This window comes from Empedobacter stercoris, assembly GCF_025244765.1.
GTDB classification, from domain to species: domain Bacteria; phylum Bacteroidota; class Bacteroidia; order Flavobacteriales; family Weeksellaceae; genus Empedobacter; species Empedobacter stercoris.
Genome location: NZ_CP104209.1, coordinates 475,382 through 497,464 on the forward strand (window position 1 = coordinate 475,382; position 22,083 = coordinate 497,464).

Annotated in this window: 21 protein-coding genes; 8 read left to right on the top strand and 13 right to left on the bottom strand. The window is 30.9% G+C overall.

Going from position 1 to position 22,083, the window contains the following annotated elements:
• Window positions 1–32 precede the first annotated feature (32 nt).
• The 5 genes from NZD85_RS02195 to NZD85_RS02215 all read right to left on the bottom strand — a co-directional run bounded on the left by NZD85_RS02195 (window position 33) and on the right by NZD85_RS02215 (window position 2,566).
• A complete protein-coding gene (locus NZD85_RS02195; protein WP_171622108.1) occupies window positions 33–359 on the bottom strand; it encodes a DUF493 family protein in 327 nt (108 codons plus the stop codon).
• A gap of 106 nt (window positions 360–465) precedes the next feature.
• Window positions 466–792, bottom strand: a complete 327-nt coding sequence (locus NZD85_RS02200) for a DMT family transporter (RefSeq protein ID WP_171622107.1) — start codon at window positions 790–792, stop codon at window positions 466–468.
• Between the two features lie 73 nt (window positions 793–865).
• Window positions 866–1,426, bottom strand: coding sequence for a Crp/Fnr family transcriptional regulator (locus NZD85_RS02205; protein ID WP_171622106.1), 561 nt, complete (start codon window positions 1,424–1,426; stop codon window positions 866–868).
• A gap of 494 nt (window positions 1,427–1,920) precedes the next feature.
• Window positions 1,921–2,322 (bottom strand): hypothetical protein, encoded by a 402-nt coding sequence (locus NZD85_RS02210; protein ID WP_260543146.1) that lies wholly within the window; start codon window positions 2,320–2,322, stop codon window positions 1,921–1,923.
• Complete coding sequence (locus tag NZD85_RS02215) at window positions 2,312–2,566, bottom strand: hypothetical protein (protein WP_171622104.1); 255 nt, start codon at window positions 2,564–2,566, stop codon at window positions 2,312–2,314. Before NZD85_RS02215 ends, NZD85_RS02210 begins: the two co-directional genes overlap by 11 nt.
• A gap of 119 nt (window positions 2,567–2,685) precedes the next feature.
• Between NZD85_RS02215 and ligA the strand changes: the two genes are divergently transcribed.
• Window positions 2,686–4,680 (top strand): NAD-dependent DNA ligase LigA, encoded by a 1,995-nt coding sequence (ligA, locus tag NZD85_RS02220; protein WP_260543149.1) that lies wholly within the window; start codon window positions 2,686–2,688, stop codon window positions 4,678–4,680.
• Entirely contained in the window at window positions 4,680–5,237 is a 558-nt protein-coding gene (locus NZD85_RS02225; protein WP_260543151.1) for a hypothetical protein, read from the top strand. The genes ligA and NZD85_RS02225 overlap by 1 nt, the downstream gene beginning before the upstream one ends.
• A 58-nt stretch (window positions 5,238–5,295) precedes the next feature.
• On the opposite strand, the gene NZD85_RS02230 is transcribed toward NZD85_RS02225, so the two are convergent.
• Window positions 5,296–6,333 (bottom strand): fatty acid desaturase, encoded by a 1,038-nt coding sequence (locus tag NZD85_RS02230; RefSeq protein WP_171622101.1) that lies wholly within the window; start codon window positions 6,331–6,333, stop codon window positions 5,296–5,298.
• A 243-nt stretch (window positions 6,334–6,576) separates the two neighbouring features.
• Between NZD85_RS02230 and NZD85_RS02235 the strand changes: the two genes are divergently transcribed.
• Together NZD85_RS02235 and hemL are read left to right on the top strand one after the other, a co-directional pair.
• The gene (locus NZD85_RS02235) at window positions 6,577–10,023 is read left to right on the top strand and encodes an AAA domain-containing protein (RefSeq protein ID WP_260543154.1); all 3,447 of its coding nucleotides are present in this window, start codon (window positions 6,577–6,579) and stop codon (window positions 10,021–10,023) included.
• A 62-nt stretch (window positions 10,024–10,085) separates the two neighbouring features.
• Complete coding sequence (hemL, locus tag NZD85_RS02240) at window positions 10,086–11,369, top strand: glutamate-1-semialdehyde 2,1-aminomutase (protein WP_260543155.1); 1,284 nt, start codon at window positions 10,086–10,088, stop codon at window positions 11,367–11,369.
• A gap of 40 nt (window positions 11,370–11,409) precedes the next feature.
• Here the strand turns inward: hemL and NZD85_RS02245 are convergent, their stop codons facing one another.
• A complete protein-coding gene (locus NZD85_RS02245) occupies window positions 11,410–11,724 on the bottom strand; it encodes a DUF4286 family protein (RefSeq protein ID WP_260543156.1) in 315 nt (104 codons plus the stop codon).
• A 110-nt stretch (window positions 11,725–11,834) separates the two neighbouring features.
• On the opposite strand from NZD85_RS02245, the gene NZD85_RS02250 reads away from it, so the two are divergent.
• Both NZD85_RS02250 and NZD85_RS02255 read left to right on the top strand, forming a co-directional pair.
• On the top strand, window positions 11,835–13,217 hold the full coding sequence (locus NZD85_RS02250; protein WP_260543157.1) for a dipeptidase: 1,383 nt from the start codon (window positions 11,835–11,837) through the stop codon (window positions 13,215–13,217).
• A gap of 95 nt (window positions 13,218–13,312) precedes the next feature.
• Complete coding sequence (locus NZD85_RS02255; protein WP_260543158.1) at window positions 13,313–14,464, top strand: FAD-dependent monooxygenase; 1,152 nt, start codon at window positions 13,313–13,315, stop codon at window positions 14,462–14,464.
• 57 nt (window positions 14,465–14,521) lie between these two features.
• On the opposite strand, the gene NZD85_RS02260 is transcribed toward NZD85_RS02255, so the two are convergent.
• Window positions 14,522–14,824, bottom strand: coding sequence for a hypothetical protein (locus tag NZD85_RS02260; protein WP_225539478.1), 303 nt, complete (start codon window positions 14,822–14,824; stop codon window positions 14,522–14,524).
• A 170-nt stretch (window positions 14,825–14,994) separates the two neighbouring features.
• Between NZD85_RS02260 and NZD85_RS02265 the strand changes: the two genes are divergently transcribed.
• A complete protein-coding gene (locus NZD85_RS02265) occupies window positions 14,995–15,834 on the top strand; it encodes an aldo/keto reductase (RefSeq protein WP_260543161.1) in 840 nt (279 codons plus the stop codon).
• 120 nt (window positions 15,835–15,954) lie between these two features.
• On the opposite strand, the gene hemB is transcribed toward NZD85_RS02265, so the two are convergent.
• Entirely contained in the window at window positions 15,955–16,947 is a 993-nt protein-coding gene (gene hemB, locus NZD85_RS02270) for a porphobilinogen synthase (RefSeq protein ID WP_171622093.1), read from the bottom strand.
• Between the two features lie 159 nt (window positions 16,948–17,106).
• Between hemB and trmD the strand changes: the two genes are divergently transcribed.
• The gene (gene trmD, locus NZD85_RS02275) at window positions 17,107–17,793 is read left to right on the top strand and encodes a tRNA (guanosine(37)-N1)-methyltransferase TrmD (RefSeq protein ID WP_260543164.1); all 687 of its coding nucleotides are present in this window, start codon (window positions 17,107–17,109) and stop codon (window positions 17,791–17,793) included.
• 45 nt (window positions 17,794–17,838) lie between these two features.
• On the opposite strand, the gene NZD85_RS02280 is transcribed toward trmD, so the two are convergent.
• From NZD85_RS02280 to NZD85_RS02295, 4 genes are all read right to left on the bottom strand, one after another.
• A complete protein-coding gene (locus NZD85_RS02280) occupies window positions 17,839–19,026 on the bottom strand; it encodes an aspartate aminotransferase family protein (protein ID WP_188320023.1) in 1,188 nt (395 codons plus the stop codon).
• A 1-nt stretch (window position 19,027) separates the two neighbouring features.
• Window positions 19,028–19,579 carry a hypothetical protein gene (locus tag NZD85_RS02285; RefSeq protein ID WP_171622090.1) on the bottom strand — a complete coding sequence of 184 codons (552 nt, stop codon included), beginning with the start codon at window positions 19,577–19,579 and terminating at the stop codon, window positions 19,028–19,030.
• 39 nt (window positions 19,580–19,618) lie between these two features.
• Window positions 19,619–21,292: an OstA-like protein gene (locus tag NZD85_RS02290; RefSeq protein ID WP_260543166.1), complete on the bottom strand. Its 1,674-nt coding sequence runs from the start codon at window positions 21,290–21,292 to the stop codon at window positions 19,619–19,621.
• A 185-nt stretch (window positions 21,293–21,477) separates the two neighbouring features.
• Entirely contained in the window at window positions 21,478–21,930 is a 453-nt protein-coding gene (locus NZD85_RS02295; RefSeq protein ID WP_171622088.1) for a Fur family transcriptional regulator, read from the bottom strand.
• Window positions 21,931–22,083 lie beyond the last annotated feature (153 nt).

A 22,083-nucleotide genomic window follows, 5' to 3' on the forward strand; every position in this document is an offset into this window, starting at 1 on the left:
AAAACATAAAAGGTTGCATCTGCAACCTTTTATTATAGCATGATTACGCCTTCTATTTTAGCAATCTCTTTGTAATAATTGATCACAGTTTCTGAATCAATAACATAAAGTTTAATCGAAATTGACGTATATTTTCTGTTTTTCGAAGCTTTGTATTCGTATTCTGCATTTGTTCCTGCATAAACATCTTTTATTTTTTTCATTGTTTCTTCGTTTGAAGGGTAAATGAATTTGAATAAATAATCTGCTGGAAATTTCTGAACATCATCTAATCTTTCTCTAAATTTTGCATAAAAATCTTGCTCATTGTGAAAGCTATCAGGAATTTCTTCGAAACTATAATCTCTATTATTGTTCATATGTATATTTTGAAGGTATTAATTCAAAAACAATACCACTTCATTTTAATGAAAAAACCTCGTAATATTCAGCCATATTGGCAGACAAACACACGTATAAAACATTTTAATTTGATACAAATTTCAACCCAACAATTGAACTAATTAAAGTGAAAATAAAAAATATTCGCCAAAAATTTGCGGGTTCTTTAAATACAAATATTCCAACTAACACAGTTCCAACCGCTCCAATTCCTGTCCAAACTGCATAAGCTGTACCTAAAGGTAAAGTCTGTGTCGCCTTAATCAGCAAAAACATACTAGCAACTAAACAGACTCCAAATATGCCATACCACATATACATTTCAGAACCAGTGGTTTCTTTCGCTTTTCCTAAAGATGAAGTGAAACCAACTTCGAACAATCCTCCTAAAATCAATAAAATCCAATTCATTTTGTTTATATTTTTCGCAAAGATGAATCAGAAAATTAAACTATTTTTTTACAAATGTTAAAAAATTATTCAGTTATATTTCGGCACGAATACGGCTTAAAGTCACTTGAGAAATACCTAAATACGATGCAATATATCCCAACTGAACACGGTTAATTAAACTTGGAGTTTCAATTAATAACTTTCTGTAACGGTCTGTAGCTGTTCCAACTTGTCTCGAAATAAATCGTTCTTCTGTTTTGATTAATTCGTTTTCGGCTAATTTTCGTCCCCAATTAGCTATTTCCAAATTGGTTAAATAAAACTCTTGTAAATCTGCAATTTTTATTTCGTACAATTCACAATCTTCTATCGTTTCTATCGTCTCGTAACTCGTTTTATTTTCCACATAACTTCTCATAGACAAAATAGAATCACCTTCTTTTCCAAACCAAAATGTCAATTCTTTTCCATCATCAATCGTATAGGCTCTAACAATTCCTTTTTTAATGAAATAAACTTTCTTTTCTATTTTATCAGCATTTAAAAAAGAATAGTTTTTAGGGAAATTTATTAATTCAATTTTATCAATTAGTTGATGAAGCGAAATTGATGATATTGGTGAAATTTGAGTCAGAATTTGTTCTATTTCCATATAAAAGAATGAAAGGTAAAAATAAACAAAAAACTCAACCTAAATCTTAAGTTGAGTTATTGAAATTAAATTAACACATGAAATCTACTAATATAAATAGATTCGTTTTTATAGTATTTTAAGTGGCTATTTTTATAATCTCCATAGTTTTAATAGAGATTAATATTTTATCAAATTTAATAAATTTTTATAAATAAAAAAATATTACTCCATTTATTTGATAGAGTTATTTCTGTGATTATTCAATAAATATATAGAGAAAATATTGTATATTATCTAATGTCTATCGAGGAATAATTATCATATTCGGAATAAAATGTAAAAACCTTTCAAGATGGGTATTTTTAAAGCACTTTTAACCGACTTTTTTATTGAAATACGCTAAATATCTCAATTAAATTAATTATATATAAATTATAAGAATATATTTTTAAATTGTATCTAATCGTTATCGAGAACAAATTATCATATTCATAATACAGAAAAAGTCAAACTTAAATAGTTTGACTTTTTAAAACATTTCGTTTATAATGATAAATGAGCATAAAAATAGATGAAAGTAACCAAACCCAATATCCAAAAAGTGGATAATTGTACTCGTGAACTTCCAACATATTCAATTCTGTGAAATGATTTATTCCATAAAATGACATTAATATCGGTGTTAAAAAACTTGCATATAAACTTGCTTTTTTTCGATAAAAAATCCAAGAAAACAATAAGGTGAAATTACCTAACCAACAATAAAAATCTACATACGGAAATGTCATCCAACCTAAATAAGCATAAACATAACCAAAATAACCTTCTGCATCTTCAAACACAAAATGTACAGGCAAGATTAAACTCCCTAAATAGGAAAAGATACTTGCGTATAAAAATAGATTATTTTTCAAATTTGCTTTCAATTTTATGGATTTGTTTTTCAAGTTTCAAATTTTCTTTTTTCAATTTATTCTTAGGGCTAAACATAGCATAAGCCAATAAGCCTACTCCAATACCTACAATTGCACCAATTTTTTGATCTTTATTAATTGCTTTCGAAATCGCAATTCCTGCTGCAGCTCCAGTTGTGACAATAGAAACTGTGTTTTCAAATTCCTTTGATTTAGTATCTAAAACTTCTAATAAATTATTCATACTTAATTATTTTCAATATACCCTTCAATAAATATTCCTAAATATAAATCATTCCAAATTATTTTAAAAATTGTTCGTCTAAATTCAAGTGTTTATCTTTGTTCTGTAACATTTTTAGAATGGAAATTCAAGATAAAATTTTAGCTTTAAGAGAAGAGCTTACTCAGCATAATTATAATTATTACGTTTTAGATAAACCGACGATTTCTGATTTCGAATTTGATTTGAAATTAAAAGAATTAAAACGTTTAGAAGACGAGAATCCTTTGTTTTTTGATATTAATTCCCCTACTCAACGAGTTGGAGGCATGGTGACAAAAAACTTTCCAACCATTGCACACGAATTTAGAATGTATTCGTTGGATAACTCGTACTCAGTAGAAGATTTACAAGACTGGGAAAAAAGAATTGAAAAGACGCTTGACGAAGCTGTAGAATTCGTTTGTGAATTGAAATACGATGGTGCTTCAATTTCTATTTTATACGAAAATGGTGAGTTAACTCAGGCTGTAACACGTGGAGATGGAACACAAGGTGATGAAATCACGAATAATATTCGTACCATACAATCTGTTCCTTTAAAATTGAAAGGTAATTATCCCGAACGTTTTTTTATGCGTGGAGAGATTACTATACCGCTAAATAAATTTGCAGCTATTAACGAAGAACGCGCTCAAAATGGATTAGAATTGTATGCAAATCCTCGTAATACCGCCTCAGGTTCATTGAAATTACAAGATAATACCGAAGTTGCTAAACGTGGTTTGCAATGCTTTCCGTATTATTTTATTGGAAATAATTTGCCGTATTCTACGCAATGGGAAATGCTACAAGCCGCGGATGAGTTAGGATTTAAAATTCCGCATACATCTAAATTATGTACTTCCTTGGAAGAAGTTTTAGCTTTTGTTGACTATTGGGATATCGAACGTAAAAATTTGCCCTATGAAACGGATGGAATTGTAATTAAAGTCAATTCTTTTTCACAACAAGATGAATTAGGTTATACTGCAAAATCACCACGCTGGGCGATGGCCTATAAATTTAAAGCAGAAGCTGCTGAGACTGAATTATTAAGTATTGATTATCAAGTTGGACGCACAGGAGCAATTACGCCAGTAGCTAATCTTTCACCTGTTTCGTTGGCTGGTACAATTGTAAAACGTGCATCTGTTCATAATGAAGACATCATCAAAAAATTGGATATCCGCATTGGTGATATAGTTTATGTTGAAAAAGGTGGAGAAATTATTCCAAAAATAGTAGGTGTCAATACAGACGTACGTCAACCTGGAACGGAAGAAATAGAGTTTATTAAAGAATGTCCTTCTTGTGGAACAGAACTAATTCGAAACGAAGGCGAAGCACAACATTATTGTCCAAACGAAAATGGTTGTGAACCACAGATTATTGGAAAATTAGAGCATTTTGTTTCGAGAAAAGCAATGGATATTGAAAGCATTGGTTCGGAAACTGCAGTTTTATTACACCACGCAAATTTACTCAACAACATTGCTGATTTTTATACCTTACAAAAAGAGGCTATTTTACCTTTGGATAGAATGGCCGAAAAATCGGCTCAGAATATTATTACATCTGTTGAAAAATCGAAAGAACAACCTTTTGAAAAAGTATTATATGCCATCGGAATTCGTCATGTTGGTGAAACAGTTGCGAAGAAATTAGTCAAACACTTTCAGAATATTGACCGATTAATGCTTGCTACTATGGAAGAATTGGTTGCTGTACCAGATGTTGGAGAAAAAATTGCGCTATCAATTATAGAATATTTTAAGGAAGAACAACATCAAAATTTAATTCAGCGCTTACGTGATTATGGATTAAATTTTGAAATTGGTGAAGAAGCAAAACCATTATCCGATTCATTAGAAGGAAAAACATTTTTATTTACGGGAAGTTTAACGAAATTTACTCGAAACGAAGCGCAGAAAATGGTAGAAGACCATGGAGGAAAAAATATTTCAGCTGTTTCTAAAAATTTAAATTTCTTAGTTGCCGGAGATAAAGCGGGAAGTAAATTAAAAAAAGCTGAGGAAATCGGAACAGTTGTAGTCTTAACAGAAGATGAATTTTTAACCATGATAAACGGCTAATGGAATCTGGATTAATTGCTGTTATTATTTTCGGTATTGTATTATTAATTTTGGTTCCATTTATTTACTATGGACTAAGAATGGCTGGCTACAATAAAGCAGCAATGATTGTTTCGTTGGCTCTATTTTTTACAGTTGTTATTCCAATGGTAAAATATGGTTACAGGAGTCAAATGTATTCTACAGATGATTTGAAAATTGATCTACATCAGGCTGGAATTGGATTCAAAGGAGAACCAAAGATTGTTTCGACAGATATTTCTGGAATCAAAAAGATGAAACAACAAACTATTCTAATTATGGACTCAACGGATATAAATATCATTATCAATCGAATAGAAACTGATCCACGTTTTGAGATTTCTCCAAAAATATTAAGCCTTAAAGAAGAGTTAGGTGCCAATGCAAGAAATAAAACAAATAGAAATTATCGTTTCAAGGATAATTATATTTTAGAAACGTACGGAATGATTGATAATTATACGATTCGTTATTCCGAACTAAAATTTAGGAAAGGAAATGATACCGTTTTCTTCAAAAAAGAAGAAGTTTATTAAACTAAAAAAAATCCGTCAACATGACGGATTTTTTTTTAGTTTTTGTAAGTTATAATATTTAATAATGAAAACGATTCGCTCTTTTAAACGTTCCTAAATCATTGAAACGAACACCATTTTCTTTCATTATTTTATGTGCTCTTTTTCGAGTAATATGTCGAACATAAAAAGTTTCATTCACAACAAAATGATGAATAGCATGTGTCCAGCCAAAGAAAAAACAAAACACTTGGAAAGGATATGTCCACCAAACATTTAAAATTTGTGTTTGTTCAATTACATTCCCTTTTTCTACATCACCAAAATAATGAAGGTTTGAAGTTATAAAATGCAAACAAAATTGGCGTAATAAATTAGGTAATAAAACAATATAAATAAATGGATTTAACCAATTCAACGTTGATTTTATCACTTCAGGAAATACAAAATTTGTATTAAACTTAGTAGCAAGAAAATCTAAAACTAAATCAATCGAAAAGAAATATAAAATAACATGAGATAGTATAGTCAGCGGAATTAATCCAAAAATTCCATATAATTTTAATTTATTAGCCGTTTCAAATTTTAGGTTTCCTTTATCAACTTCAGATTTTATATCAGAAAATAAAACTTTAACACGAAAAAGATTTCCTAAAACTAAATCAGGTGTAAACAATAAACGTTTTAAAGACCATTTTTCACCATTCGTCACCCCTCTTTCTTCCACATCGTGTAATGTTCCTGAAAATCTATGGTGATGAAAATGTAAGGTTCTACGAAACCATGGATTAAGTGTTAAAGGTCTCAAAATCCAAATCCATGCTAACATAAAATTATGTACAAATTTATTGTTTTTGAAATACATAAAATGAATCAAATCATGCTCTAATTCGTGTAAAACACCAAATAAGAATGCATTCACAAGAATTAAAACCCATGCTGGAATAACATTAATATACCATAAATATCCCATAAAAAGACTAACAACTACAGCGAATGTAAATATTAGTAATCCGATGGTATTCTGTTTTTTAAGTATTGGATAATCCTCTTTTAGTTCTCGATAAGATGCAGCAATTTCTCGTCTAATCTTACTGGTATGTTCTTGATGACTCATCATTTAATTTTAAACAATATCTACAAATATACTCAATACCTAACGCATAAATTTGATAGTTATGGCGAAATATATCATATTGTTTATTTTAATTTATTATGTTAATGTAAGAATTTATAGAAATATAATTCAAATACACGATATTAAACAGATATTTTACTTACAATCATAATAGATTTGTAGAACTATTTCAAATCAAAAAAATGATATAATTATCCTTAAATTTGCTTCAAATTAATCGCCATGAATCGAGAAGAAATAGGAAATCAACTTTTAAATGAAATTTTAAATATTCAGCTTGCCAATAAACCAATCAATTCTAAATATTTAGATTTAAAGCGTTTGGTTGAAAATCTTGCCTTTGAATTAACTAAAAATGAAGCTTTACAATTTTCTAACTTTTTCTCGAAACTTTCGTTTATCTGTAATCAATTCCAAGTCTCTACTAAAATTCATTCGTTCCGAAAAACAGCTCAACGAATTTTGAGCGAGAAATACGAACCGACTGAACACGAGTATTTTACACATTATAAATATGTTGCAGAATTCATTTCTGCAATATATGAAGTAATGATTCCTTCGGAAATTATCTATTATTTTCCTGAAAAAGAATTTTATACCAATAAGATTCTGACACGAAATAGAATTAAAAAACTACGTGTTCAAATCATAGAAATAAAACGCGATTGTTTGATTTGTGATCATGAAGATAATGAAACTGAAGAAAATATTACGGTTCAAATTGATGAAGATGGCGTAAATGAACACTTTACTTCTGTTGAAAATTTTTGGGTTGGTGCACAATTAAATTTAGTGAATTCGACAATTGATGAAGAAGGAATTTATCACCCACGCTTTATCATTCTCGAACCAGATTATTTGGTTGATATTTCCGCAATTGCCGAGTGTTTTCAAGATTACGGAACATCAGAGTTCCATTATATTCAGAAGAAATACGAAGAAGCACCTAATAGCAAACATATACGATTAGGAAATTTTGCCAATGCAGTAGTCGATCATTTTTCGACTGAGAATATGGAAAAAACTGATTTCAATGAGATTTTTAAAAATGATTTTAAGAATTATCCGTTGGAATATACCGCTTGTAGTGATTTAACAAATCCTGATCATCTCAAAGAATATTACGAGGAAGCGAAAGGTCATTTTAATCGTATTCAAAAAGTATTGGCAGAAGATTTTCCTACTTATGATATTTCATTAGATCGCGCCTTAATAGAACCTTCTTTTTTGTGCGAACAATATGGTATTCAAGGGCGTTTGGATTTGTTGGATATTAATCCTGAAGGAAAAAATAAGATTATAGAACTAAAATCTGGTGGTGCGCCTTTTCCGGATGATGGAAAAAGTGTCAAACCAAATCATGCAACGCAGTTGTTTTTGTATTATCAGATCATTGGTGTTTTGTATGATTTAGAGTTTAAAGATGTCACGAAAAATACTGAAGGTTATATATTCTATTCAAAAGTTTATCAAGGAAATTTACGCTTTGATGTGCCGACTTTAGCACGGGTTCAACGAATTTTTGATTTACGAAATAGAATCATCATCAACGAAAACCGATTAGCAAATCATACGTTAACAGAAATAGAATCAATTGTCTATTCAATTAAACCTGCTAATTTCATCAAACGAAAAATTCATCCTCGTTTCAAAGAAATTTTAGAAGAACAATTGGATAAATTTCTCTATTCCATAAAAAATAGTTCGTCGTTAGAAAAAGCGTATTTTTATTCGTTTACCAACTTTATTGCAAAAGAGCAATACATGGCAAAACTTGGCTTAGGACAATCAACTTCTAACAACGGTTTGGCGAGTTTGTGGTTAAATTCTTTCGAAGAAAAAAACAATAATTTTGAAATTATTTATGATTTAGAAATCGTTGAGAATTATATTTCTGATCCAAAACGAGAAATTAAATTAAAACGAACAAATCCAGCAAACGATTTTATTTCGATTCGCGAAGGTGATATCTGTATTCTTTATCCAAGAAATGAATCGAAAGATTCTGTTTTAACAAATCAGGTTTTTAAATGTACAATCAAAAGTATTTCGCGCGAATTTATTGTGTTACGTTTCCGCTATCAGCAACCCAATACACACTTTTTTGATTCGTTTGATTCTTCAGGAAAATGGGCTTTAGAGAGAGATTTTATGGACTCTTCTTTTGTTTCGATGTATCGAAATTTATATGGATTAATTCATTCTTCTAAAGTTAAAAAAGATTTAATTTTAACACAATCTGTTCCAAGAAATAATATGGATTATGATTATTTTAATGCAAATCTTTCGGATGAACAAAATCGAATTCTGAAAAAAGCACTTTCTGCAAAAGATTATTTCTTGTTGAACGGACCTCCAGGAACAGGAAAAACATCGATTATCATCAAAGAATTGGTAAAAGAAATCTATGACAACCAAAATTGTAATATTTTGCTTTTGGCATACACCAATCGTGCAGTTGATGAATTATGCGAATCGATCAATTCGGCTATTTCTGATCAAATTGAACAAAAGTTTATTCGAATAGGGAATGAACTATCTACTTCGCCAGAATTTCATCCAAATTTATTGAATAAAATTATCGAGCAAAAAGATACTGAATTAGAACAAAAAGGAGAAAAATTTTCGAGAAAAACAATTCAAGATATCGTTCAAAAACAACGTATTTTCGTTTCGACTGTTGCTTCAATTTCAAGTAAAACCGAACTACTGAAGTTAAAGAAATTTGACACGATTATCATTGATGAAGCTTCACAGATTTTAGAACCTCAAATTGTTGGAATTCTCCCAAAAACAGAGCGTTTTATTATGATTGGCGATCACAAACAATTACCAGCAATCGTTTTACAAAATCCTGAATTAGCAATGACGAATAACGAGTTGTTGGAAAATATTGGCTTAATCAATCGTAAAAACTCCATTTTTGAACGATTATATGAGTTTTGTGAACGAAACAATTACGAAAATGCGTTTGATCAACTAACCTTTCAAGGTCGAATGCACGCAGAAATTGCTGATTTTCCGAACAATTATTTTTATGAAGGAAAACTAAATGTTGCTTTTGATATTCCAAATTTGAATGATGAGATTAAGCAAAGTTTAAATCGTCAACGTGCAGATTTACAATTCGAACACCATGATGAATCAAATAACTTACATCAATTTATAATCAATAACCGTTTTGCGTTTATCAATGTTGACGAAAATCCATATTTACCATCAACAAATGTGCAAGAAGCTGATTTGATTGTCAAATTTGTGCAAGAAATTATTCATTTATACGAAATCAATCAAAAAGAATTTGATCCAAAGAAAACAATCGGAATTATTGCGCCTTTCCGTAATCAAATTGCGCTAATAAAACAAAAATTAGAATTGGCAAATATTCCAGATTACGAGCAAATTACGGTGGATACTGTTGAACGTTATCAAGGAAGTCAGCGCGATATTATTTTGTATAGTTTTGCTGTAACGTATCATTCGCAATTGAATGCATTGGTGAATATGAATGATCAAGGAAATGTAGATCGAAAACTAAATGTTGCCTTAACTCGTGCAAAAGAGCAATTATTTTTGATTGGAAATCAAACCATTTTGAAAGAAAATCAACTCATTAAAACGTTAATTGATTATTTAGAAAATAAATCTACTCATAAACTGACAATCTAATTAAAATCACTTCTTAATTCATTTAAGATTCAGTAAATTTGTGCAACTATTTTTGTAAAATTATGTTGTATCAAAGAAGTAGCGCATTATTTAAAGATGCGCAAGAATATATTCCGGGAGGTGTAAATTCTCCTGTTCGTGCATTTAAATCTGTTGGAGGAACGCCAATTTTCATCAAAAAAGCTGAAGGAGCTTATATTTATGATGAAGACGGACGTGCTTACGTAGATTATATCAACTCTTGGGGACCGATGATTATTGGACATACAGATCCACGAGTTTTGAATGCGACAGTTGAGCAAATGAAAAATGGTTTTTCTTTTGGTACACCAACTGAATTGGAAACTGAAATTGCAAAATTAATCACTTCTGTTGTGCCAAACATCGACATGATTCGTATGGTGAATTCTGGTACAGAAGCTTGTATGTCTGCAATTCGTTTAGCAAGAGGTTATACAAATCGTGATAAAATTGTAAAATTTGAAGGTTGTTACCATGGACATTCAGATTCATTTTTGATTAAAGCTGGTTCTGGTGCTGCAACTTTCGGAAATCCAAATTCTCCGGGTGTAACGCAAGGAACTGCAAAAGACACATTGTTGGCAGAATACAATAATTTGGAAGATGTAAAAGCTTTATTCGAACAAAATAAAGGCGAAATTGCGGCTATTATTGTAGAACCAATTGCAGGAAACATGGGATGTATTGTTCCAGAAAAAGGTTTCTTAGAAGGATTGAGACAAATTTGTGATGAGAATGGCGCATTATTAATTTTTGATGAAGTAATGACAGGTTTCCGTCAAGCGATGGGAGGTTCTCAAGAACGTTTAAACATCAATGCAGATATTGTAACATTTGGTAAAGTAATTGGCGGTGGTTTCCCTGTTGGTGCTTTTGCTGCTCGTCGCGAAATCATGAATCATCTTGCTCCTCTTGGCTCTGTTTATCAAGCGGGAACATTATCAGGAAATCCAATTGCGATGCGTGCGGGTATCACAACATTGAATATTATCAATAATGATAGAGCATTATTCAATAGAATTGATAACGCTACAGAAACTTTAGATGTTGAAATTTCTAAAATCTTTGCAGAAAAAGGAATTCCAAATCATATCAATCGTTTAGGGTCGATGATGTCTGTTTTCTTTACAGAGCAAACGGAAATTAAAAACTTTACAGATGTGACCAAATGTAACCACGAAAGATTCAACAAATTTTTCCATCATTTATTAACGAACGAAGTTTACATTGCTCCTTCTGGATACGAAACTTGGTTTATTTCTGATGCAATTAAAGATGCTGAAATTAATAAAACATTAGACGCTGTAAGAAGCTTCGAAGGATAAGAATAAAAAAAATGCAGTGGTTTTCTACTGCATTTTTTATTTATTGATAATCACCAATATGCTCCATTTCACTGACAAAGCTAATTACTTTTGTTGCAAACTTTTGCAAGCTTTTTTGTTGAATTTCTGCTAAAAAATTATTTTTAAACTGGTCTAAAGTCAATTCATCATTCACAAACAATTGCAACGAATAAGACGTCGCTCCTGGCTCTACATGCGAAGTTATTTTTCCTAAACGAGCTCCAATAAAACAATTCGATTTCAAATAGTCATTGATGTGTTCTCTCTGCACCCACTCAAACCATTCACCATGCACTTCTTGTTCTACAATAAACGTTGTATTATATAATATCATTTTCTAAATTTTTTCAAAGATACAAAGGTTTTAGAATTATATTTTTTATCAAAAAGAAGTTTACTCTAAATTTTATTGTTAAATTTACCTATTATTCATAACAAAAAAAAATGAACAATACTCAACAATTTATACAAGAAAATAAACAACGTTTTCTTGATGAATTAATAGAATTACTTAAAATTCCTTCAGTTAGTGCTGATCCAGCCTACACACAAGATGTAAATGATGCAGCTGAAATGGTTGCAAAATATTTGAAACAAGCAGGTGCTGACAATGTAGAAGTTTGCGAAACAGAAGGTTTCCCAGTTATTTATGGTGAAAAAATTATTGATCCATCAAAACCAACTGTTTTAGTTTACGGACATTATGATGTTCAACCAGCTGATCCTTTAGAATTATGGGAATCTGGACCATACGAGCCAGTAATCAAAAAGACAGAAATTCATCCAGATGGTGCAATTTTCGCCCGTGGTTCTGCAGATGATAAAGGTCAAATGTTTATGCATGTTAAAGCTTTCGAAGCTTTAAACAAATCAAACGAATTACCTTGTAACGTTAAATTTATGATCGAAGGTGAAGAAGAAGTTGGTTCTCCTTCATTGGTAAATTTCGTAAAAGACAATAAAGAGAAATTAAAAAATGATGTGATTTTAATTTCTGACACTTCTATGATTTCGAACGATCAACCTTCTATTTCTGTAGGTTTACGTGGATTGTCATATGTAGAAGTTGAAGTAAAAGGATCTAATCGCGATATGCACTCGGGTGTGTATGGTGGAGCAGTTCCAAATCCAATTAACGTTTTAGCAACAATGATTGGAAAATTAATCAATGAAAAAGGACATATCACTATTCCTGGTTTTTACGAACCAATTCTTGAGTTGACAGAAGATGAAAGAGCTGATTTAGCTAAAATTCCTTTTAACGTCGAAGATTACAAAAAATCAATTGGTATTGCTGATATTCAAGGTGAAGAAGGATTCTCTACAATCGAAAGAGCTTCTATTCGTCCAACTTTAGATGTGAATGGAATTTGGGGTGGTTATATTGGCGAAGGTGCAAAAACTGTAATTCCTTCTCATGCGTATGCTAAAATATCTATGCGTTTGGTTCCAGGACAAGATCCAGAAGTTGTAACAAAACAATTTGCTGATTATTTCCCAACTTTAGCACCTTCTTCTGTAGAAGTTAAAGTAAAACCACATCACGGAGGTAAACCTTATATTTTACCAACAAATCATCCAGGTTTTATCGCTGCTAAAAAAGCATTAGCTGAAACATTTGAAAAAGAAGCGTTAGCTGAAAGAGCTGGAGGTTCTATTCCAATTGTCGCATTATTCGAGGAAGAATTAGGTACAAAATCTGTGTTAATGGGGTTCGGATTAAACTCTGACGTTATCCACTCACCTAACGAACATTATGGTTTATTCAATTTCTACAAAGGAATCGAAACCATTCCATATTTCTACAAATATTTTAACGAACAATAATTTCGACTAAATAACTTCTGAAAAGCGAATCAATTTGATTCGCTTTTCTTTTTGGTTTATAGTAGAATGATTAATTTTGAACTTTATTTTAATCAATGGGTAAAAAATTCTTAATTGCTGGTGCTGGTATAGCTGGATTAACTTTAGCAAAAGTTCTTCAAGACTTAAATTATGATTACGAAATTTATGAAGCATCATCAGAAGTTCGTGGAATTGGTGCTGGTTTTGGATTAGCTTCTAATGCAATGAAAGCTTTCGAAATTCTTGGATTAGCTGAAGAAGTTGCTCCTTTGGGGCATATGTTAGAAGACTTTGAAATTCAGGATTGGAAAGAAAAAACCATTTTGAAAGCAGATACAGAACGATTAAGAAAAAACTATAACAACGAAAATTTTGCTATTCATCGTGCCGATTTACATCATTTTTTAGTTTCAAAAATTGATTTCAATAAAATTAAAACTTCTAAAAAAGTCAAATTCTTTGAGCAAAGTTTTGAAAAAGTTGTCCTTCATTTTGAAGATGGAACTTCTACAGAAGGCGATTATTTAATTGGAGCTGATGGAATAAATTCTACAATTCGTCAACAATTATTAAAACAATCTACGCCTCGTTATGCAGGATATATTTGTTGGCGCGCAATTGTCGAAGACGACACGTATAACTCTAAAAAAAGCATCGAAACATGGGGACCAAATGGTCGTTTTGGTTTGACTCCTTTAATCAACAATCAAATTTATTGGTATGCTTGCGTGAATACAAAATTAAATTCTGAGGTTTACAACTATACTTTAAGAGATATCAAAAATCTGTTTAAGGATTATTCAGGACAAATCAGGAGTACATTGCAAAAAACAAAGACACAAAATGTAATTACAACACCTATAATGGATATTAAACCAATTAACAATTATGCGTTTAATCGTGTTTTATTGATTGGTGATGCCGCGCATGCAACTACACCAAATATGGGGCAAGGAGCCTGTATGGCTGTAGAAGACGTTTGTGTTTTGTTTGATGAATTAAACAAAAAAGAGTCTGATATTTTATTAGCTTTTGAAGATTATAATTTACGTCGATTAAAACGTACACATTATATCATTGACACTTCTCGTTTGGCTGGAAAAATTGCTCAAGTTGATAATAAATTTTTGATGAATCTTCGAAATTTTGCTTTTCGAAATTTACCACAATCTATTACTCAAAGTCCTTTGGAAGACTTATTAGAAGAAGACTTTATGAAGGTTTAATTAAAAAAATGTCATTCCGACTCGTATATTGAAATTTTTCAGAATGACATTTCTAATTTACTTCAACAGCACATTTTCTTTCAATTCTTTTTTAGATAATTGAAAGTGCTTATTAAATTCAGTTTCAAATGATTCTAAATCCATTGTGATTTCCCAATCACCAAATTCATTTTCGAATAAATCGCCTAAATGTTCTTTTAAATCATCTAACTTTTGTTGAATCAATTCATTATTCAGAATATCCACTTCAACATCATTACTTATCTCTACCTGTTCGTTGATTTTTTTAAGAATTAATGTATTTATAAATTCTTCGTGTGTATTCATAAAATCCTCAATCGTTCCTGTAAATTGTGTCATTTTATTTATTTTTTTCCATTACTTTTCGTGAATAAATATAGAACTATTTTAGAAACAAACAATTAAAAATAAGAATTCATAAAATGAGTTTTAACATAAGAATTAACGTCTTCTATTTATTGAAATCGATCAAATTGAAATAAATTTGAAATAGTATTAAATCAAAAAAAATGAAGAATTTTAAAATATCAAACGGAATTGATATACCTGCAATTGGTTTCGGAACATGGTTATTGGAAGGTGAAAAAGTAACAGAACCTCTAAAAATAGCATTAGAAAAGGGTTATACGCATATAGACACAGCTGCAATCTACAAAAATGAAAAAGAAATAGGAGTTGTTTTACAATCTCAAAACATCGATCGTAAAGAACTATTTATTACATCTAAATGTTGGAATTCTGAGCGTGGGTACGAAAAAGCATTGGCAGCATTTGAGCAAACTTTGACCGATTTACAAACAGATTATTTGGATTTGTATTTGATTCATTGGCCTGCAAATGAAACGCAATTTCCTGATAATTGGGCAGCGTTAAACGCTTCTACTTGGCGTGCTTTTGAAGAAATTTATACTTCTGGAAAAGCAAAAGCGATTGGTGTAAGTAATTTTAATATCAACCATTTAGAAGCTTTATTTGAAACTGCTAAAATCAAACCAATGGTCAATCAAATTGAAATTCATCCAGGGCATTCTCAGCCAGAATTAGTCGATTTTTGTAAACAAAACGATTTATTGGTACAAGCATGGAGCCCGCTTGGATCTGGCCGTATTTTAGAAAATGAATTGATCATTTCATTAGCCAATAAATACAATGTTTCGGTTGGACAAATTTGTATTAATTATTGTTTAGCAAAAGAAATTTTACCACTTCCTCGTTCCTCTTCAGAAAAAAATATTGAAGCAAATTTGACTTCCGATAATTTTAAATTGATTGCAGAAGATATTAAAGCAATTGATGAAATGCCTGCTGATGGTTTTTCTGGATTGAACCCTTCTTTGATTGAGTTTTAATCTATTTAATTCAACCATTTTAACAATGAATTTGTGTTTTATTTAGAAAAATCAATTCATAAAAAAACAGATTAGAAAATATCTAATCTGTTTTTTTTGTAAATTATTAATCTCAAAAAATTATTCATTCAATAATCTTGCAGCTTCTTTTGCAAAATAAGTTGAAATTAGGTCTGCTCCTGCTCTTTTAAAACAAGTTAAGGTTTCTAACATAATTTTATCATGATCGATCCAACCTTTTTCTGCTGCTGCTTTTATCATTGCATATTCACCAGAAACTTGAAAAACAGATACCGGAACTTGTAAATTATCTTTCACCATTTTTACGATATCCAAATAAGCCATACCTGGTTTTACCATCAAAATATCAGCTCCTTCCTCTACATCTGCAATTGCTTCGCGCAATGCTTCTTGAGAATTATGAAAATCCATTTGGTAGGTTTTTTTATCTTGAGGGATACTTTGATCTTCTACAGGTGCAGAATCTAATGCTGTACGGAAAGGCCCATAAAAAGATGAAGCATATTTAGCAGCATACGTCATAATTCCAACATTATGAAAACCGTTTTCTTCTAAAGCCATACGCATAGCTCCTATTCGACCATCCATCATATCAGAAGGCGCAACAAAATCAGCACCAGCTTCGGCATGAGATAAAGTCATTTTAACCAATGCTTCCACTGTTTCGTCATTTAAAACTTCACCATTTTTAATAATTCCATCATGTCCATAAATAGAAAATGGATCTAATGCAACGTCAGGCATTACAATCATTTCAGGAACTGCATCTTTAATCGCTTTAATTGTATTTTGCATTAAGCCATTAGGATTCCAAGCTTCTTTTCCAGTGTTATCTTTTAAGTTGTCACTAACTTTACAATATATATTAACAGATTTAATACCTAAATCCCAAATTTCTTTTACTTCCTTTACTGTATTATCAATTGAATGACGATAGATACCAGGCATAGCTTCAATTTCTTCTTTTACACCCTCACCTTCAGCCACAAAAATTGGTAAAATAAAATCGTTTGGAGATAAATGATTTTCACGAATCATACTACGAATAGATTCGTTTTTACGAAGTCTTCTATGTCTGTTATATATAAACATTTTGATGAAATTTTAGCACAAATTTAAAGGTTTATATTCGATTTAGTCCAATGAATAATATCAATTATATTTATAAATGTATAAAAAAACAGAGTTTCTTTTATCATCAATTTGACTTTTAAACTTGCGCAAACGTAGTTAAACAAATATCTTTGCACCATGCGAATAGATATTATCACTGTTTTACCCGAATTATTAGTTAGTCCATTTTCTGCTTCGATTATGAAACGTGCACAAAACAAAGGTTTGGCCGAAATTCATGTTCATGATTTGAGAGAATTTGGAAAAGGTCGTTATCGTCATGTGGACGATTATCCGTATGGAGGAACTTCTGGAATGGTAATTATGTGCGAACCTTTGGATAAAATGATTTCGAAACTAAAAGAGGAACGCGAATATGATGAAATTATCTATTTAACGCCAGATGGCGAAACATTGAATCAAAATATAGCGAATGATTTATCTTTAAAAGGTAATTTGATGATGATTTGTGGGCATTACAAAGGAATCGATCAACGCATTCGTGATATGTATGTGACGCGAGAAATTTCGATTGGTGATTACGTACTTTCTGGAGGAGAATTTGGTGCGATTATTTTAGCCGATTCTATTATTCGTTTATTACCAGGTGTAATTGGTGACGAAACTTCTGCACTTTCAGATTCTTTTCAAGATGATTTATTAGCGCCGCCAATTTATACGCGCCCTGCAGATTATAAAGGTCATAAAGTTCCAGAAATATTATTGTCTGGTAATTTCCCAAAAATAGAAGAATGGCTACACGATAAAGCAGTTGAACGTACGAAAGAACGTCGTCCAGATTTGTTAGAAAAACGAAATAAATAATACTAAAAAAACTTCAGAAAATTCTGAAGTTTTTTAGTATATTAATTAATCTAAATCGTTTAAAACAGATTTCAAAATCTCACATCCTTTGATAATATCTTCATCTGAAATATTAATTGGAGGCGTAATTCTCAAATTTTCTATACTATACATCAAAAAGAAAAGAATCAAACCACGATTCATACATTCTTGTTGAACTCTTAAAGTATATTCTGGTGAAGATAATTCTGGTGCTAACATCAAGCCTTTACCATGAATTTTCTTAATTTTAGGATGTTTCAAGTTATCTCTAAACAATTGTTCTTTGCGTGCGATATCATCCATTAAATTTTCTTCTTCCAATACATTTAATAGTTCTAAAGCTGCTGCAGCAATTACTGGATTTCCACCAAAAGTCGTGATATGTCCTAACTGAGGATTTTGTTTTAGAGAACTCATAATTTCATTCGATGTCATAAACGCACCAACAGGTAGTCCGCTTGCCATTCCTTTTCCCATTGCTACAATATCTGGAACGACACCAAAGTGCTCGAAACCAAACAATTTTCCAGTACGACCAAAACCTGGCTGAATTTCGTCCATTATCAACAAAGCACCGACCTCATCACAACGTTTTTTTAATTTAATAAAAAAGTCGTTTTCAGGCAAACGAAAACCAGAAGCACCTCGAATACTTTCAACTATTACACCTGCTGTTTCAGTTGTTATCTTTTGTAAATCTTCTTCATTATTAAAATTTATGAAATAAACTTCAGGTAATAATGGTCGAAACGCTGCTTTTTTACGTTCGTCACCAGACACACTTAACGATCCATGAGTATTCCCATGGTAAGCATTTCGAAAAGACACCAATTGACGTCGTCCTGTATAGCGTTTTGCTAATTTTAACGAAGCTTCGATTGCTTCTGTACCCGAATTAACCAAATATACTTGATCTAAACCTTTTGGTGTTAAATCGACCAAACGTTTACATAATTCTACTGGTTTTTCTTGTGCATATTCTCCATAAACAGCAACATGCATATATTTATTCACTTGATTGATGATCGCCTGATTGATTCGCGGATGGCTATGACCAAGCGTGTTGACAGAAACGCCAGCTACAAAATCAAGATAGGCTCTTCCATCTTTTCCATAGATATAAGAGCCTTTTGCGTAATCAACTTCAAAACCAGAAGCGAAATTTGTTGTTTGCGCTTGGTATTGAAAAAATTCTTCTTTTAATGTTCCCATTTTATTTTAATAATAAAAGTGCAGCTGCTCCTCCTATTGCGTACGATGCAACAGTTAAAGCGTCTGACTTACCTTTTGAAAATTTTCTTATTTTGAATGTAGAAATATCGTTTTTATGAAATTTTAATTCTTTTTCTGTTCCTTTTACAACAGCATATAAAGTATCAGCTTTCCATTGTTTAGCCTCAATCGTATACTCTTTTCCTTGTGTATCAACTTTATAAAAATTATCAGGTTTAATCACATCTGTAATCTTTATTGTAGAAGGATCTATCGCTATTTTATCTTCAGTTGATGTTTTTTGATTTGATTTGAATTCATCCATTTCTGTTTTACTAATTCTTGCTGTTGAACTGTTTACATCTTGATTTGGATCTTGTCTTGCTCTTTTCGATTGAGAGAGTTCTGCTCTAACACGACTTCTTTCTTTTAGATTTGTTGGCTGATTAGCATTTTTTGCCATCTCAGCAGCATATTCTTCAGGATCAAAAGCAGTGTAAGTATAACAACTTGTTAGTAAAACGAGAGATAATATAATAGATGTAGTTTTCATTTATAATTTTAGAGATTAAACGAATAATTTAAGAAAAGATTATTTCGATTTGATAAAAATGTCTTGCCATTTGTTTAAACGCTCAGAAATTCGCCATTTAAAATCGGGTAAATAACGCATTTCTTCAGGAAATTTAGACAAAGGATACATTTTTCCATCTGATTTAATTCGGCAAGCTACCAACTCTACTTCATTTCCAACAACATCAGCTTCAATAATTCCACAATACGAAATATTAACACCATATCGTTCTCTTTCTTTTGTTTTCGGATCAGTATCGTCCATATAAGTTAGAGCTACTGCATTTTCTTCGACGTCGATAAAATCTATTTTATCATCTTGAAAAAGAACGGTTAAATATTTCCCTTTAATTTGATGAAATTCATTTTCTGAAATCGTATCAACTTTTGCAATTACAAATGCATTGTTGAACACTTTCATCGAATCGATTTTCTCTGTTTTAGCATTGGTATATGCTTCGATAAAATCACCAGTTACTTGATTGTCATCCGACCAAAGAATAGGATCTTTATAGAATTGCATTAAACCTTTTGTTTGATTATACACCAATGAGTCAGCTTTTCCGTTCGCATTCGATTTATAAAAACGTGCTTTATGAAAAGCTTTAACTAATGATGTCGAATCAACATCGTGACGTTTTACAGCTAACAAAGTGTCGGCACTAATGTAAAGTGAGTCTTTATCAAACGCTTTTACAGCATAAGCATTTTTTGTTACAAACGCAGAATCTAAATATTTGAATGCTTCTCCATAATCTCCTTTCAAGAATCTTTTTTCTAATGGATCATCTAAAAATACATCACCTTCTCCTTTTCCAAAACCAGTTTTATCGTTAAAATATAGATTTTTTGCAGTTAAGGTTTTATTTTGATAATATACTTTCGAGTTTTCTCTTAGCCAAGCTTCTCCTGTCTGTTTATTAAAATCTCCGTCCGAAGTAATAATGTATTGTGATGGATCGTTTCGACGAGTAATTTTAGAATAATCACGGAAAGTTGTAATTCCAGTTATATCATTCGTCGTCATTTTTCTCGAATAAATGGTATAATCTTTATTCGTAATAAAAACTTCTGAACCAAATGTAGCTGATTTTTCTTTTACATTATACACAACATTCTTTCCTTCTACTAATGTACCGTCAGAACCAATTGTTTTATAATTATCATTCACAATGATATTACCTGTCAATCGTTCGTAAATCATTATTTCGGAACTAATTTGTTGTGTAGGTGTTTTTACTTCTACTTTTCCAATCCCAGTTGCGATTTCCGTTGTTCGATTATAGTCCATATAATCTGCTGTAATACGAGAAGTTGGATCTGTTAATACAACGTCTGTAAAAGCTTTTGCAACAGTTGTATTCCCATCATATTCCATTTTATGTGCCGTAATTGTTTTGTCTTTACTCACTAAACGTGCATTCGACCATACGACAGCTAAATTTTTATCACGATATAAAACCGCACTATCAGCAGAAATCACATCACCTTTATATTCGATGACAACATTACCTGATAGAAATTCGTTACCCTCAAATAATTTCGGATTACGTTCTGTTAAATCAGCGTGTTTTAAAACAACTTTTTCTTTTTTCGGTTTTTGTTGTGCAAAAACACTTAACGCCATAAAACATGATAGTAAAAAAGCTACTTTTATTCCTGTTTTATTTATATTGATATAGTTAATTAACAATTACTTCTGTTTTAATTTAATCTTTCGTTCACTTCAAAAAAGTGTTAGCCAAAATTAGTATTATTTTTTTAGTCCAAAAAATTATTTATATAGTTATAAAGCGTCTGATTACTTAAACTTTTCACAAAATTAAAAAAGACCTTTTATCAAATAAAAGGTCTTGGTATATGTCTTTAAAATCAAGTTTATTTTTTATTTCTTGTCCCGTAGAAGTACAATGAATGATTATCAATTTTGATATCAAAAACCTCTTCAATTGTTTGCTTAATTGATTGAATTCTTGGGTCACAAAATTCTAAAACTTCTCCCGTATCAGCCAAAATTATGTGGTCATGATTTTTATCGAAATATGATTTTTCGTAATGTGCTTGTTGATCTCCAAATTGATGTTTACGAACCAATTTAGCATCCATCAACAATTCAATTGTATTGTATAATGTAGCACGGCTTACGCGGTATTTCTTATTTTTCATTTTGATATACAACATATCTATATCAAAATGATCATCTGTAAAATAAATTTCCTCTAAAATAGCATAACGCTCAGGTGTTTTACGATGTCCATGTTCTTCCAAGAAATTCGTAAACACTTGCTTTACTACTTCGTAATTACTTAATTTTACTGATTCGTCTGTCATATAAAAAATTTGTGTAAATATAGGGATTATTTCTAAATGAAAACAACGATAATCCCTACAAATAGTTTCTATTATCTATCTCATTATAACTTAATTTTATAAATACAAATATTTTATCAACATCCCTATTCAGAAAGATATATAATCTTTTAA